Source organism: Shimia sagamensis (assembly GCF_900182745.1).
In the GTDB taxonomy this organism is placed as follows: Bacteria; Pseudomonadota; Alphaproteobacteria; order Rhodobacterales; family Rhodobacteraceae; genus Shimia; species Shimia sagamensis.
The window spans coordinates 87576-102409 of sequence record NZ_FXTY01000006.1 but is presented as its reverse complement, the minus strand read 5'-3'; the positions used below and the strand labels follow the sequence as shown (position 1 = coordinate 102409).

The 14834-nt window shown below is 57.3% G+C and carries 14 protein-coding genes; 4 read left to right on the top strand and 10 right to left on the bottom strand.

Annotated elements, in window-relative coordinates; all coding sequences use genetic code 11:
- From QOL67_RS15865 to QOL67_RS15855, 3 genes are all read left to right on the top strand, one after another.
- Entirely contained in the window at window positions 1-3138 is a 3138-nt protein-coding gene (locus QOL67_RS15865) for an efflux RND transporter permease subunit (protein ID WP_283426955.1), read from the top strand.
- 159 nt (window positions 3139-3297) lie between these two features.
- The gene (locus tag QOL67_RS15860) at window positions 3298-3720 is read left to right on the top strand and encodes a hypothetical protein (protein ID WP_283426954.1); all 423 of its coding nucleotides are present in this window, start codon (window positions 3298-3300) and stop codon (window positions 3718-3720) included.
- 9 nt (window positions 3721-3729) lie between these two features.
- Entirely contained in the window at window positions 3730-4302 is a 573-nt protein-coding gene (locus QOL67_RS15855) for a hypothetical protein (protein ID WP_283426953.1), read from the top strand.
- A 55-nt stretch (window positions 4303-4357) separates the two neighbouring features.
- Here the strand turns inward: QOL67_RS15855 and QOL67_RS15850 are convergent, their stop codons facing one another.
- Entirely contained in the window at window positions 4358-6319 is a 1962-nt protein-coding gene (locus QOL67_RS15850; RefSeq protein WP_283426952.1) for a bifunctional 2',3'-cyclic-nucleotide 2'-phosphodiesterase/3'-nucleotidase, read from the bottom strand.
- Between the two features lie 316 nt (window positions 6320-6635).
- On the opposite strand from QOL67_RS15850, the gene QOL67_RS15845 reads away from it, so the two are divergent.
- Window positions 6636-6812 carry a hypothetical protein gene (locus QOL67_RS15845; RefSeq protein ID WP_283426951.1) on the top strand — a complete coding sequence of 59 codons (177 nt, stop codon included), beginning with the start codon at window positions 6636-6638 and terminating at the stop codon, window positions 6810-6812.
- A gap of 39 nt (window positions 6813-6851) precedes the next feature.
- Here the strand turns inward: QOL67_RS15845 and QOL67_RS15840 are convergent, their stop codons facing one another.
- The 9 genes from QOL67_RS15840 to fabI form a co-directional block, all read right to left on the bottom strand.
- Window positions 6852-7058 (bottom strand): VOC family protein, encoded by a 207-nt coding sequence (locus QOL67_RS15840; protein WP_283426950.1) that lies wholly within the window; start codon window positions 7056-7058, stop codon window positions 6852-6854.
- On the bottom strand, window positions 7058-7240 hold the full coding sequence (locus QOL67_RS15835; protein WP_283426949.1) for a VOC family protein: 183 nt from the start codon (window positions 7238-7240) through the stop codon (window positions 7058-7060). Before QOL67_RS15835 ends, QOL67_RS15840 begins: the two co-directional genes overlap by 1 nt.
- Entirely contained in the window at window positions 7237-8748 is a 1512-nt protein-coding gene (gene trpE / locus QOL67_RS15830) for an anthranilate synthase component I (protein WP_283426948.1), read from the bottom strand. The genes QOL67_RS15835 and trpE overlap by 4 nt, the downstream gene beginning before the upstream one ends.
- Window positions 8749-8763: 15 nt before the next feature.
- Window positions 8764-10617 (bottom strand): peptidylprolyl isomerase, encoded by a 1854-nt coding sequence (locus QOL67_RS15825; protein WP_283426947.1) that lies wholly within the window; start codon window positions 10615-10617, stop codon window positions 8764-8766.
- Window positions 10618-10724: 107 nt separating this feature from the next.
- On the bottom strand, window positions 10725-11900 hold the full coding sequence (locus QOL67_RS15820; protein ID WP_283426946.1) for an aminotransferase: 1176 nt from the start codon (window positions 11898-11900) through the stop codon (window positions 10725-10727).
- Between the two features lie 111 nt (window positions 11901-12011).
- Window positions 12012-12530 carry a xanthine phosphoribosyltransferase gene (gpt, locus tag QOL67_RS15815; RefSeq protein ID WP_283426945.1) on the bottom strand — a complete coding sequence of 173 codons (519 nt, stop codon included), beginning with the start codon at window positions 12528-12530 and terminating at the stop codon, window positions 12012-12014.
- A 73-nt stretch (window positions 12531-12603) separates the two neighbouring features.
- Complete coding sequence (locus tag QOL67_RS15810; RefSeq protein ID WP_283426944.1) at window positions 12604-13362, bottom strand: L,D-transpeptidase family protein; 759 nt, start codon at window positions 13360-13362, stop codon at window positions 12604-12606.
- A 15-nt stretch (window positions 13363-13377) separates the two neighbouring features.
- Window positions 13378-13992: a LysE family translocator gene (locus tag QOL67_RS15805; RefSeq protein ID WP_283426943.1), complete on the bottom strand. Its 615-nt coding sequence runs from the start codon at window positions 13990-13992 to the stop codon at window positions 13378-13380.
- Entirely contained in the window at window positions 13989-14807 is an 819-nt protein-coding gene (gene fabI, locus QOL67_RS15800; RefSeq protein ID WP_283426942.1) for an enoyl-ACP reductase FabI, read from the bottom strand. Before fabI ends, QOL67_RS15805 begins: the two co-directional genes overlap by 4 nt.
- Between the last annotated feature and the right edge of the window lie 27 nt (window positions 14808-14834).

Here is a 14834-nt window from a genome sequence, read left to right as displayed (position 1 = left end):
GTGTTTTCAGCGATTTTCATCCAACGCCCCAAGACGGCGTTTGTGATCTCACTGGTGCTCTCCATAATGGGGTTCATCGGGTATAATGCGCTCCCTGTTGAGCAGTTTCCGGACATCACACCACCGGTGGTCACAGTGTCGACCAATTACACCGGAGCCAATTCAGAAACCGTTGAAAACACCGTCGCCGCGCCAATTGAGGCACAGGTGAACGGGGTGGACGACATGATCTATATGTCGTCTGACAGCACGGACACCGGCTCTTACAACCTTTCCGTAACTTTCGAAGTTGGAACAGATCCGGACATCGCGTCAGTGAATGTGCAAAACCGGGTGGCTCAGGCGACGTCGCAGTTGCCCACAGAGGTGACAAACAGCGGGGTTGTGACACAAAAGTCCTCCACCAACATGCTTTTGATCGTGACACTTGCGTCGCCCAACAGCACCTATGATGAAGTGTTCCTTTCCAACTATGCCTCCATCAACCTTCGTGACGCGCTGGCGCGCGTCAAAGGGGTGGGTAAGGCTGATGTGATGACCAATTTTGAATACTCCATGCGGATGTGGATGGACCCTGACCGCATGGCTGGGCTTGGCCTGACGCCGGGCGACTTGGTTGCAGCTATCCGGGAGCAAAACCTCGAAGTCTCAGCGGGCCAGATTGGGACACCTCCGATCCCAACAGGTCAGCAATTTCAATACACCATCAAATCCAAGGGCCGTTTGAGCACTGTGAAGGAGTTTGAAGAGATTGTGCTGCGGACTGGCGAGGCCGGGAGCATCGTGCGCATGAAAGACGTGGCACGTGTGGAGTTGGGCGCAAACTATTACAACGCCTCTGGCCGTGCAGATGGCAATCCAGCGACGGTTTTGGCAATTTATCAGGCACCAGGCGAGAATGCGCTTGCGGTAGCAGATGCAGTGAAGGCTGAAGTTGAACGCCTCTCAGCCGCATTCCCGGATGATGTGACCTATGCCATCCCCTATGACAGCACGCTGTTTGTGGAACAGTCGCTGAGTGATGTGGTCTCAACCTTGATTTTGACCTTTATTCTGGTGATTTCGGTGGTGTTCATTTTCCTTGGAAATGTGCGGGCAACAGCCATCCCGGCGATCGCCATTCCAGTGTCTTTGATCGGCACATTTGCGTTCTTGTTGTTGTTTGGCATGTCGCTCAACACCATCTCGCTGTTTGCTCTGGTCTTGGCCATTGGGATTGTGGTGGACGATGCTATTGTTGTGGTTGAGAACGTCGAACGGATCATCGCGGAAGAGGGGCTACCAGCGGCGGAAGCAACCCGTAAGGCGATGGGGCAGATTACGGGCCCCGTTATTGCGACAACGTTGGTTCTGTTGGCGGTGTTTGTACCGGTGACCTTTATGCCCGGCATCACAGGACGGCTGTATACGCAGTTTGCCGTGACCATTTCTACAGCGGTTGTGATCTCCTCAATAAACGCGCTAACACTGTCTCCGGCGCTGTGCTCGCTGATCTTGAAAGCACGCGATCCAGGTGGCCCCAAAGGGGTGATGGCGGTGTTTGAGAAAGGCGTGGATGGCGCGCGCGGTGCTTATGTTGGCGTTGTGCGTCGGTGTGTGCGCATTCCGATCATTGCCGTGGTTATGTTGGCGGTGATGGTTGCGGGGTCCGGTACCTTGTTTAACACCATTCCAGCGGGCTTTATTCCTTTGGAAGACAACGGCACGCTGTTTGTGGATGTGCAACTGCCGGATGCGGCGTCGTTGGAGCGAACCGAGACCGTTACGGCACGCTTGAATGAACAGCTGATGGAAATTCCGGGCGTGGCTGGTTCTGTAATGGTGAATGGGTTTAGTTTGCTCAACGGCTCCGGTTCCAACGGTTCGATGATCATTTTGAACCTTGATCCATGGGATGATCGTCAGACGGATGAGCTGAGTGCGGACGGGATTTTGGCGAAGGTTTATGGCGTCGCCAACCAGGAGATTTCTGCCAGTGTGATTGCGTTTAATCCACCGCCGATTTCTGGTCTCGGAATGAGCGCGGGCGTGGAAATGAAGGTGCAGCAGACTGGCGGTGGCTCTGCGCAGGACCTGGCAGCGGCTGTTGGCTCTTTGGTCTATGCGACCAACCAACGTGATGAGATGGCACAGAGCTACTCCACATTCCGCGCGAACGTGCCCAAGGTCTATGTGGATCTGGATCGCGAGAAGGCCAAGTCTTTGAACGTGTCGATCTCTGATGTGTTCACAACGTTACAAGGCTATATGGGCTCGATCTATGTGAATGATTTTAACCTGTTTGGACGTGTCTATCGCGTGATGATCCAGGCGGATGGCGAGTTCCGTTCACAGGTTGAGGACATCAATGCGTTATATGTGCGGTCGCAAAGCGGAGATATGGTGCCAATGGGCACGCTTGTAACCGTGCGCAACGAGCTTGGGCCGGTGGCGCTGAACCGCTACAATATGTTCCGCTCCGCCACTGTGACCGGGGTGCCAAAAGAAGGGCTTTCAACCGGCGATGCCATTCGTGTCTTGGAAGAAGAGGCCGTCAACGCTCTGCCACCAGGATATAGTTTTGAATGGACCGGAACCGCGCAGCAACAGCAGTCCGGCAGCGGGCTTGTCGTGATTATCCTGATCATGGCGGTGGTCTTTGCCTACCTGTTCCTTGTGGCTCAGTATGAGAGTTGGACGATGCCAATTGGCATTTTGCTCTCAGTGACGGTGGCGTTGTTCGGCGCGCTGGCGGCGGTGGCGGTGTCTGGCGGGGATGTGAACCTCTACACGCAGATCGGGATGATCATGCTGATTGGCTTGGCCTCCAAAAATGCCATTCTTATCGTGGAGTTTGCGATGGAACGGCGGGCAGCAGGTCTGAGTATCAAGGAGGCTGCGATTGAAGCGGCCAGCCAGCGTTTCCGGGCCGTGATGATGACAGCCCTGTCCTTCCTGTTGGGCGTGGTGCCATTGTTGGCGGCCAACGGGGCCGGGGCCGCGAGCCAGAAGGCGATTGGTGTGGCGGTGTTTGGCGGCATGCTTGCTGCAACAGTCATTGGTGTCGTGATTGTGCCGATCCTCTATGTCTTGCTGCAGCAGGCACGAGAGTGGGCCAAAGGGACAAACAAGAAGGCGGAGCCGTCAGAGGCGGCATAAATCCGCTCTGAACACTGGAGAAAACGTAGTCTGTGGCGGCACATACCTATGACAGGTTGCCGCCACAGTGCGTTTTGGACCGGGCGTTGTTTTGGTGGCGCGTGGTTTTTGAAACCTTGGTGGCGCCGGGGCTGTCGAATGGCGGAAGGCCAGAAAAACATGAAATCGTTGGATGCTTTCATCGTAAAACTTAGTCTTGGAGCGGCGAGCAGGTTCTTGATTGTACTGCCGTCTCTGTTTTTGATCTTCCATCTGCTTATCATCGCAGGTGTTTTACCCCATAGCATTGTGTGGGGCGGGCGTTTGACCGATCAGACCATGCTGCCGTTTGAGCTTTTGGCCTTGGCGCTAAACCTGTTGTTGATGCTTGTGGGCGGTGTTGCAGGGGGATTTGTGACAAGCTCAGGCGCGCGGTCTGTGGTTGAGAAAATTCAGTGGTTCTTGTTTTACTTTGTGGTCGTCAATACCGTTTTGGCGCTGTTCTCGACCACCTTGTTTGAGGTGCTCTTGACGCCGGTCACCGCGATCTATGCGGTGTGTTTGTATAGGATCGCGAAGTTTGGTGAGGGCGACGTTGTGTGAGGTTCGGCTATGGCGCGGGTCATTTCTACGCTCTTTGCAGTGTTTGTGACGGCACTGTCAGCGTCTTCGGATGAGCGACCACAGGGGCTGTTGTGGAACCGGTCTGGGTTGCCTGCCACTCTGCCATTGCTGATCAAAACTACGGGAGATGCCGACTATCTCCTCCATTTGCGGGATGTCGAGAGGGAGAAGGTTGTCTTGGCGGCTTACGTGCGAGGCGGGGAATTTTTTCAGGTTTTGGTGCCGCCGGGGCGATTTGAACTTGTGTTTGCGTCCGGTGAGGACTGGCAAGGCGAGGCCAAGCTGTTTGGGGTGAACACACATATATTCACACTGGATCAACCTTTGAAGTTTCGGGCGACGTTGAGCCAGCGGAAGGGGCATTTGATTGACCTGACACAGGCCCGCGGCACGACCATCAGCGACCTGGCAAAGTGTCAGAGATTGGCGCTGGATCCAGAGAGCTTACGCAACCGGAAAGGGCAGTTTGACCCGCTGTTGCGCAATCCAAGTGAGGCGCCCCAACCGTGGCCAAAGATGCCGTCGCCTCAGTATGATGTGGAAACTTGGACCTGTCTTTGAGTGTATAGAAAAGGGCCGGAGAAACCTCCGGCCCTTTGTCTTTGTGCAGCGACGCTTACAGCTGAATGCGAAAGCGCGCGAAACCGTCGGGGCCTTCTCCTGCAGCTTCAATCGAGACACCGTCCACGCTGTCGCTGTAGTCTGCGGCCTTCGGCCCAGTATCAAACAATACCGACGTGCCCGGCAATGGGGCGAAGGTCCAGTTGGCATCCGCACGTGGGCTGATGGTGCCTTTCTCAACGATGTAGCGCACGATCACGTCGCGGTTGGTGTCCGGGCCTTCAAACACAATGGTGTCGCCCATGGCGCCTGGGAATTTGCCGCCGCCGCCAGCGCGGTAGTTGTTGGTGGCGATGATGAATTCCGCGTTCATGTCCAAAGGCTTGCCGTCAAACATCAGGTTCACGATGCGGTTGGCATCGGCGTTGATCAGATTGCCCTTGGGGTCAAATTTGGAAGGCTGGGACAGGTCGATTTCATAGGTGACACCGTCCATCACATCAAAGTTGTAAGATGGGAAATCCGGGTTCAGCAGCACTTGATCCGCTTTGCCGGCTTCCACTTGGTTGAAGATACCCGCCGAGCGTTCCAGCCAGTCTTTGACCTCTTGGCCACTCACCTTCACCGCGCGAGCAGTGTTGGGGTAGAGATAAAGGTCCGACACGTTTTTGATCGCCACGTCGCCTTTGGCCACGTCGGTGTAATACTCTGGACCACCACGCCCACCAGCTTTGAAAGGGGCGGCGGCAGATAGAATGGGCAAGCCTTCGTATTCGGTGCCTTTCATCATCTCCGCAATGTACCAGCTTTGGGCAATCGACACGATCTGCACCGACGGGTCATCCGCGACCAGCGCGAAGTAGCTGTGCAATGGCGCGTCTGTCTTGCCAACTGCACGGCGCACGTAAGCCAATGTGGCGTCGTGTTCGGCCTGAACACTGGCCAAGACGTCTGGCTGATCTTCCACAAGCGCCGTGATGGAACGGTCTTCGTTGCGTTTGGAAATCGGGCGGGCCTCTGTTGAGTGGCTGACAATTTTCCACTCGTTGCCGGAGCGTTCCAGCATCAGGTCAATCAGACCAAGGTGAGAGCCCCAGAATCCGCCCATGGCGGCGGGTTTGCCCATCAGCGTGCCGTTGGCCACGTCCACGCCTGCCATGCCGTCATAGGCGGAGGAGGGGAACACACGGTGGTGGTGGCCGGTCAGAACTGCGTCGATGCCGTCGATCGCTGCCAGTGGAACGGAGGCGTTTTCCATGCCGTCGCTGTGGTCGGCGGCACCAATGCCGGAGTGGGAGAGCGCGATGATCAGATCACAGCCCTGTTCTTTCATCACCGGCACATAAGCTTTGGCGGTGTCGACGATGTCACGCGCCATGACGTTGCCTTCGAGATGGCGGCGGTCCCAGTTCATCACTTGTGGTGGCACAAAGCCAATCAGGCCGACTTTGATCGGGTGGGTTTCACCAGCGCCGTCGGTGATTTCTCGGTCGAGGATCACGTAAGGCTTGATCAGGGTTTTGTCTTTGGTTGGGCTGCCGCCTTCTTCGAGCGCAACGTTGGCACAGATCACCGGGAAGTCCGCGCCCGCGAGAGATTTCATCAGGAAATCGAGGCCGTAGTTGAACTCATGGTTGCCCAGCGTTGAGGCATCAAAGCCAACGGTGTTCATCGCGGTGATGACGGGGTGCATGTCGCCTTCTTTCATGCCGCGCTCATAAGCGATGTAGTCGCCCATTGGGTTGCCCTGCAGAAAGTCACCGTTGTCGATCAGCATGGAGTTGGTGGCCTCAGCCCGGATGGCTTTTACGTGGGAGGCGGTGCGGGAGAGGCCAACTGTGTCGCGTGGTTTGTCGGCATAATAATCATACGGGAAGACGTGCACGTGCAGGTCGGTGGTCTCCATGATCCGTAGGTGTGCCTGATTGGTGGCAGCGTTGGCGGAGAAAGGGTGCAGGGCAATGAAGCCTGCCGTTGAAGCCAGAAAATGGCGACGTGATAAGGTGAATTGAGACATGATGGGCTCCCTAAGTTTTAAAAAATACGCCGCCTCGCGTGATCCCCGACGAATCAAACTGACGATCTTTCTTGCTATGTGATTGCACAGTGTAACGTTGGTTTTACCGTTTGGACAAACTTTTGCGTTCTGCGCCTGAGTGTTGGTGGGACAACTGAGGGGTGAGTTTGTGACGGAAACAGCATCCATCAAGTCTGAGTATATGCAATATGATTTGGAATGCTGTTGTTTGGGCTGGCCATTCACGGACCCGTTGATAGGCTGGAGAAACAAAGCATGGCGCGATTCCGCACCTTGCAGATGGGGGAAGATGGCGATGAAACATGTGCCTAAAGAGACCACCGATGAGGATCTGATCCAGCAGTATTTGGACAAAGGCGGTAAGGTCAGCAAAGGCAAAACCAAGCCGATGGCCTATGATATGGGGATCAGTAAGAATACCTGGGGCAACAAATTGTCCAAAGAAGAAAAGATTGCCAAGAAGATAAAATAGGCCGCCTTAGGGGTGGCTTTTTTGTTGGGGGCTACGTGGTTAATTTGCCGAGCTGGCGATCCACCAGGTGTTGCCGCTTGGATCGATGATCCCAGCCATTTGCTCGCCGTGGGGGCGCAGGTTTGGTTGCATGATCGAGGTGGCGCCAAGTTCCAGGGCACGGGCATAAGACGTAGTGGCATCGGTAACCTGAATGTACATTTGGGAAGCATTGGCAGGGTAGGTGTCTGTTGCCTGGTTGAGCATCAGGACCGAGGTGCAATCTGTAGACGGGCGTGTTGGACCACGCCGCTGTCGTAGCGGTCTTCTTTGATTATCTTCGCGTCAAAGGCGGATTGTGCGAAATGGATAAAGGCCTCCGCGTCTGGCACCGTGAAATAGGGAGTCACAGTGCCCAGTGCTGCGGAGGTATTTGACGTTTCGCTCACGTATTGCCGTTGCCGGTAAAGCGCGCAGCGTCAGCGGCAGCGCGACGGATGGCGTTGGATTTGTGTACGGTCTCCATGTATTCCGCTTCTGGGTCGCTGTCATAAACAACGCCACCACCGGCCTGAATGTAGAGCTTTTGGTCTTTCACAATTGCTGTACGCAGCGCGATGCAGATGTCCATGTCGCCACCTGAGCTAAAGTAGCCCACGCCGCCGCCGTAGATGCCGCGTTTCTCTGGTTCCAGCTCGTCGATGATTTCCATCGCGCGCACTTTGGGCGCACCGGAGACAGTGCCTGCGGGCATGCCGGCAAAGAAGGCGTCCAACGCGTCTTTGTCCTCAGCCAGTTCACCCACCACGTTGGAGACGATGTGCATCACGTGGCTGTAACGTTCGATGATGAATTTCTCGGTCGGGCGCACGGTGCCAATTTTGGAGACGCGGCCGGTATCGTTGCGGCCCAGATCAAGCAGCATGAGGTGCTCGGCAAGTTCTTTCTTGTCTGCCAGTAAGTCCTCTTCGAGCGCTTTGTCCTGCTCAGGTGTTTCTCCGCGCGGTCGGGTGCCTGCGATCGGGCGGATGGTGACTTCGTCGCCAAAGACCCGCACGAGGATTTCGGGGCTGGCGCCGACAACTTGAAAACCACCGAAGTTGAAGTAGAACATGAACGGTGACGGGTTGGTGCGGCGCAGCGAGCGGTAGAGCGCAAATGGCGGCTGCGGGAAGTCCTGTGTCCAGCGTTGGGCGGGCACAACTTGGAAGATGTCACCTGCCTTGATGTACTCTTTGGCTTTCTTGACAGCGGCCAAGTAGCCGTCTTTGGTGAAGTTGGAGACCGGTGGCGAGACCTCATGGGCATCACCCAGATCACGTGCAGCTTGCGGCATGGCGCGTTCGAGGTCGCGCACGGCATCCATCACGCGCTCGGCTGCTTGTGCGTAAGCGGCGCGGGCGGATTGGCCGTCGCTGACCCACGCAGGGGAGACCACGGTGACTTCGCCTTTCACACCATCCAGCACAGCCACCACAGAGGGGCGCAGCATGCAGGCGTCGGGCAGGCCCAGCGGGTCCGGGTTCACGTTGGGCAGATGCTCCACAAGGCGGATCATATCATAGCCGAGGTAGCCAAACAGACCAGCGGAGGCCTGCGGCATATCTTCAGGTAGGTCGATGCGGCTTTCCGCGATCAGAGCCCGCAGGTTGGTCAGCGGGTCGCCGTCCTGTGGTGTAAAGCCGTCTGGATCAAACCGCGCGGTGCGGTTGATGCGGCTTTCGGTGCCATGGGTTTGCCAGATCAGATCGGGCTTCATGCCAATGATGGAATACCGTCCACGCACTTCGCCACCGGTCACAGACTCAAGCATAAAGGCGTCTTTGTGGGCGCCAGTAAGCTTGAGCATGAGCGACACCGGGGTGTCGAGGTCGGCGGCGAGCCGCGTGTACACTACCTGATTTTCACCGGCCTCATAGGCTTTGGCAAAATCTTCAAACGAGGGAGTCAGGTCCACCTTGGCGGCCTTTCTTTACTGGAAGTTCACGTGCACCGCGTTCAGTGCCTGTTGGTTGATCTGAGTCGGGTACATGGTTTGCAGCGCCTGAGCGTAGGCCGCAAAAACGTCCTGCGAAATGCCGCTGGACAGCTGCGCGGTGATCGCAGCCTTCAGGGCAGTAACTTCTGGATCGTCGGTGGCCGGGGCCTTGATGGCGTTCAGGCGGACAACGATCAGGCCGTCGGGACTGTCCAGGGTGCGCAAATCGCCCACTTCCATCTCAAAGACCTCTGTCAGGAACTGTGGTGGTGTGCTTGGCACAAAGGCGGCGCGGTCCATGTCGACCTCTTCGTTGGCAGTGAAGCCAAAAGAAGTGAAGCTGGTGCCGTCGTTCAGGCGTGGCGTCAGGGTCTCGACCAGGCCTTTGAGGGCTTCGGTGGTGCGCTCTGCGGTGATGGCTGCAGCAGCCTCCTCAGCCACATCTGCCAGCGGGGCTGGCTGGCTTGGGGTTTCACCTTCGAGGCGCAGGGCAAATATGCCGCCGTCTTCAAGCACTTCAATCTGTGGGAAGTCGTCCAAGGTTACAGCGGAGGCGACGGCGCGGAAGCCCTCATAGCCGGCAAGATCATCTTCGGATGCAGGGTGCCAGTTGAGGATACCCAGCTCCATATCGGTTTCTTCAACCAACTCTTCCAGTGTCGCGCCACCGGCAAGCAAGTCGTCGATGTTGCCGATCTGGGTGTCAATTAGGCGGCGGGAGCGCTCTGCGGCAAGTTCTTCTCGCAGCAGGTCTTTGGCTTCGTCAAAGGAGGTCGACTGTGCACCAAGTATGCCGTTCACGCGGAACAGAGAGGGGCCAAGCGTGGAGGGGGCAGGGCCCGCGATGCCATTAGCGGGTGCAAGGAATACAGCTTCGCCAGCTTCGCCAAGCTGCGCTTTGGTCACGTCACCCAAATCCACATCAGACAGCGACAGACCACGGCCTTCGACCAAGCTGGTGAAGGTGGCGGTGCCAGCTGCGATTTGCTCCATCGCGGCTTGCGCCGCAGCGTCATCAGCAAAGGCCAGACGCTCTACCAAACGGCGTTCCGGGCGGTTAAACTCGCTGTCTCGTTCGTCATAGAGTTTTTGAAGAGACGCTTCGTCAACATCCACTTGATCAATGATCATTTCTGGTGACAGCCACGCGTAGGTGATCTGCCGCGTGGCGGGCAGCATAAAGCGGTCCTGGTTGTCGTTGTAGAATGTTTCGACTTCTGCCGCGGTTGGGGCGGTGACTGCGGTGGTCAGATTGTCACCGGTCAGTTGCGACCAAGTGAAGTCGCGCTCTTCGGCGACAAATTCGATCACGGTGTCGGCGTAGACGTCAGGCATAACCAGACCGGAGACCACGGCGCCTTGCAGCAGGGAGCGGACGGTGTCTTCGCGCACGCTGTCCTCAAATTCAGATTCGTTCATGCCTGCCTGATCAATGGCAAAGGCGTAGGCGTCGCGGTCAAAAGAGCCATCCAGACCTTGGAACGATGGGATGTTCATCAATTCCTGAGCGAGGTTTTCGTCGCCAATGGAAATGCCAAGGCGCTTGTTTTCAGCGTCCAACGAGCGTGTTGTGGACAGGCGGGCCAGAACCATGCGGTCGATACCAAAGGCCTGGGCCTGGGCAAAGGGTAGGGACTGGCCAGTTTGGGCCTCAAGTGCGCGCAGCTCTTCTTGTAAGGCGCGGGCGTAGTCGTCGACGGAGATATCTTCTTCGCCCACGGTGCCCACGGAGCGCACGGTGCCGGACAGGTTGGTCACGCCAAACCCGCCGAGACCCAGAATGAGCATCGCCATGAGGATCCAGACGAAGGTCTTGGAGGTTTTGCCGGAGCCTTTTCCTTGCGACATATTGGTGTTCCGCCCTGTGTTTGTTCAAGTTTCTTCTGCGAAGGTCTACGCGGTTGGGGCAGGGGGGGCAAGCATGATTGGCCTGTCCCGCCTGTGTTGTGTTTGCGTCAGGCTTTGACCGTGGCGAGACGGGCAAAAAGGTCGGCAATTCCTGCGCGCTCCACGTTGGCGAAGGCGATGCGTAGGGTGTTTTTGCCGGCCTGATCCCCTTTGGGTGTAAACATGGTGCCGGGCAGGGTCAGGATGCTGTGGCTTCGCACCAATTGCTGCGCCAGTTGGTCCGACGGCATGTCAAACGGATGCTTCATATAGGCGAAGTAGGCCCCGGCGCCTTGAAGCTCCCAGCCTTGAGCGGCGAGGTTCGGCATGTTGTCGGTGATGGCGGCGCGACGATCGAGGATTTCGGCGCGCTCGCCCGCCAACCAATGACTGAGGTTTTGCATGCCCCAGAGGGCAGCGTGCTGGCCAAGCTGGTTGGGGCAGATGGTGACGGTGTCCAGGAACTTTTCGGCCTCTGCCAAAAGCTCCACACTGCCAACCATGGCGCCAATCCGGTGGCCGGTGAGGCGGTAGGCTTTGGAGAAGGAGTAGAGTTGCACCAGTGTCTCCTGCCAATCCGGGTCACCAAAGAGGTCATGTGGCGCGCCGGTGCGGCTGTCAAAGTCGCGGTAAGTTTCATCCACGATAAGCCGGATGCCACGGGATTTGGCAAGCTCATACATGGCGCGGACCAGTTCTGCCGGATATTCGACGCCGCCCGGGTTGTTGGGGGTGACCAGAACAATGGCGCGGGTACGCTCTGTGATCAGCGCGGCGGCGTGGTCTGGGTCGGGCAAGAGCTGCGCGTCTGTGGACAGCGGCACGGCGGTGACGCCCTGCATATCCAGCCACATTTTGTGATTGAAGTACCATGGCGTTGGCAGGATCACCTCGTCGCCTTCACCAGCAATGGCGGTCAGGGTGGCACAGAAGGCCTGATTGCAGCCGGAGGTGATGGCAACTTGCGCAGGAGCGATTTCGGCTGTGTAGGCCGCGGACCATTGCGTGGCCACCTCGGTGCGCAGTTCCGGTAGGCCAAGCACGGGCCCGTAGAGGTGCGCCTCAGGATTGGTGAGCGCGGTGTCTGCGATGTGTTGCAGGAGAGGTTCCGGCGGTGCTGCGACAGGGGCGGCTTGGCTGACGTTGATCAGTGGGCGCTTATCCGGGAAGGTCACACCTTCGAGCCAGCGACGAGCTTCCATCACGGGCGGAGCAAAAGTGGCGGCTGTGCGGGGGAGGGTCATTGGGTCAGTCTCTCAAGCAGGAAGCGGACAAAAGAAAACCGCAGCAAGGCCTCTCGCTGCGGTCCGAATTGTGCGGTGTTGCGTGTGGGGCGTGCCCACCATGCGCTGCGATCAATCGGTGCCGCGATAGGGCTCAACGTATTGCAGGGCCATGTCCCAAGGGAAGAAAATCCAGGTATCCTGGCTCACGCCGGTGATGAAGGTGTCGACCATCGGCTCGCCAGCTGGTTTGGCATAAACGGTGGCAAAGTGGGCCTTGGGGTACAGCTTGCGCACCAGTTCGAGGGTTTTGCCGGAATCCACCAAGTCATCAATAACCAGAATGCCTTCGCCGTCCCCCATGAGCTCAGCGTCGGGGCTTTTGAGAACCTGCGCTTCGCGCTGTTTGTCTTGAGCGCCACCGCCGGAGTAGTAGGATTTCACTGAAATAGTATCGACGGTGCGGATGTCGAGCTCGCGGCTGACGATCATCGCAGGGGCCATACCACCACGGGTGATGGCAACCACGGCTTTCCAAGCGCCGTCGTTTGGCCCTTTGCCGTCCAGACGCCACGCCAGCGCGCGGCTGTCGCGGTGGATTTGATCCCAGCTGATGTGGAAACCTTTTTCGTGTGGCAGACGCTCGCTCATGTGGACTCACCCCTTTGTCGCAGATTTCAGCCGTTCTAGCAGAAGGGCCACGCGGCGCAAACTGTTTGCGTGTTTACCAAGTTGTGACGAGATACCTGCCGTTGTCTACAGTGATCAATGGCGGCCGGCCTGTTTCGGCGAAAGCGTGGTAGGCGGGGGCAAGTTGCTGCCAGAAGGCTTCCCAACGCTGGCCGGAGGCCAAGGCCATGCGCTTTGGCGTCGGCCGGAATGGGAATGCGTGTACCGGGATCGAGGATTGACCACCTTTAAGTGCCTCTTCGACCGCGACGTAGATTTCCTCAATGGCCGGATCGGTCATGGCGTAACAGCCGATAGAAACGCAGTCGCCATGCACCATCAGGAAGCTGCCGGTGCGATCATGTGCACGGTCAAACCGGTTGGGAAAGCCGAGATTGAAGGATAGGTGGTAGCTGCTGTTGGGGTTCAAAGCGGACTTGGTGACGGTATAGAAGCCCTCCGGCGATTGTCGGTCTCCCTCTTTAAGTTTGGGTCCAAGGCCGCCGGAGTGGTTGCAGATGGGGTAGGTTTTGAAGAGGGCATAGGTGTTGGCTGGGGTGTGCACCCAGAGCTCCAGTTCGCGCTCCTCTTTGAAAATCCGGATATAGATCGGGGCACCAAGGGAGGTGTTGAGCGCGGCAAAGCCTGTTTCCAACATGGGCGTTTGACGGGTGCGCACCACTTTGATGTTGTCGCGGGGCCAGATGATCTCGGTGACAGGATTGGGTAGGTGTTGGCGGTAGTAGAGGGCAAGAATCCCCAAGGCGCTTGTGATGCAGAGCAATAGAAAGAGGGCCTTGAGGAATTTGCGCATGATCGGGGTGCCGGCTTAGAACGCGGCGATCTTGATGCCCAAAGCGGCCAGCAGACCCCCAAAGACGCGGTCAATCAGGTGCTTTAAGCTGATGTAGATCTTGCGCGTGCGGTCCAGAGAAAACAGCCGCGCCACGGAGGTGTTCCAGAGGAACTCGCCAAGGAAGATGCATACCAACAGCAGGGCCAGCGCCAATGGGGTGGCGTCGGTGGGCACAGTGCCAACAAAAACCGCGCCAAAAAAGACGGCTGGCTTCGGGTTGGCCAGTTGGGTCCAGATGCCGAGGCGCAACGCAGCCAATGGTGTGGTTGCGGCAAGATCGGTGTCGCTGTCTACCAGCGGTTCATCTGCGGCACGCCACATTTTTACGGCTGTCCAGATCAGGAAGGCTGCGCCGCCGAATTTCAGTACCGTCAGCAGGAAAGGCGCGTATTCAAACAGCAGCGCGAGGCCAAAGAGGGCGGAGGCGGCCCAGAAGACCGCACCGAGGCCAATTCCCACAGATAAGGCAGCGCCGGTTTTGAGGCCATGTTGCAGACCCACACGGGCAGCCATGAGCACGGCCGGGCCGGGGCTGACAGCGGCCATCAAACAAAGAAAGACGGCGGCGACAAAGGCGGCGAGGCTCATTTACGCCCAACCACGGCGTCGATGTCCGGCGCGTCGACGGCTTTCATACCAACGACGTGGTAGCCTGCGTCGACGTGCAGATTTTCGCCGGTTACACCGCTGCCAAGATCTGACAGCAGGTAAAGCGCGGAGTTGCCCACGTCTTCGATGCTAACATTGCGACGCAGGGGTGAGTTCAGTTCGTTCCATTTCAGGATGTAACGGAAATCCCCGATGCCGGAAGCGGCCAAGGTTTTGATTGGACCAGCAGAGATAGCGTTTACGCGGATGCCGTCTTTGCCGAGGTCTTCGGCAAGATACTTCACAGAAGCTTCTAATGCGGCCTTGGCCACACCCATGACGTTATAGTGTGGCATAACTTGCTCAGCTCCGTAGTACGTGAGCGTCAAAGCGGAGCCGCCGTCTGTCATCATTTTCTCGGCGCGCTGCATCACGGCGGTGAACGAATAAACGGAGATGTCCATGGTCATAAGGAAATTGTCTTTGGACGTTTCCACGTAGCGACCGCGTAATTCGTTTTTGTCAGAGAAGCCAATCGCATGCACGATGAAATCGATCTTGCCCCATTTCTCTTCGATTTCTGAAAAGGCCGCATCTAGAGAGGCTGGGTCAGACACATCACAGTCAATAAGCGTGTCGACATTGAGTTGTTCCGCTAGGGGGACAACACGTTTCTTGAAAGCGTCGCCCATATATGAGAATGCCAGCTCGGCGCCAGCGTCGGCGCAGGCCTTTGCAATGCCCCAGGCAATAGACTTGTCGTTGGCAAGCCCCATAATCAGACCGCGTTTGCCTGCCATGAGTTGATTTGACATCCGGTGAACTCCGTCCCACTTGGTTAT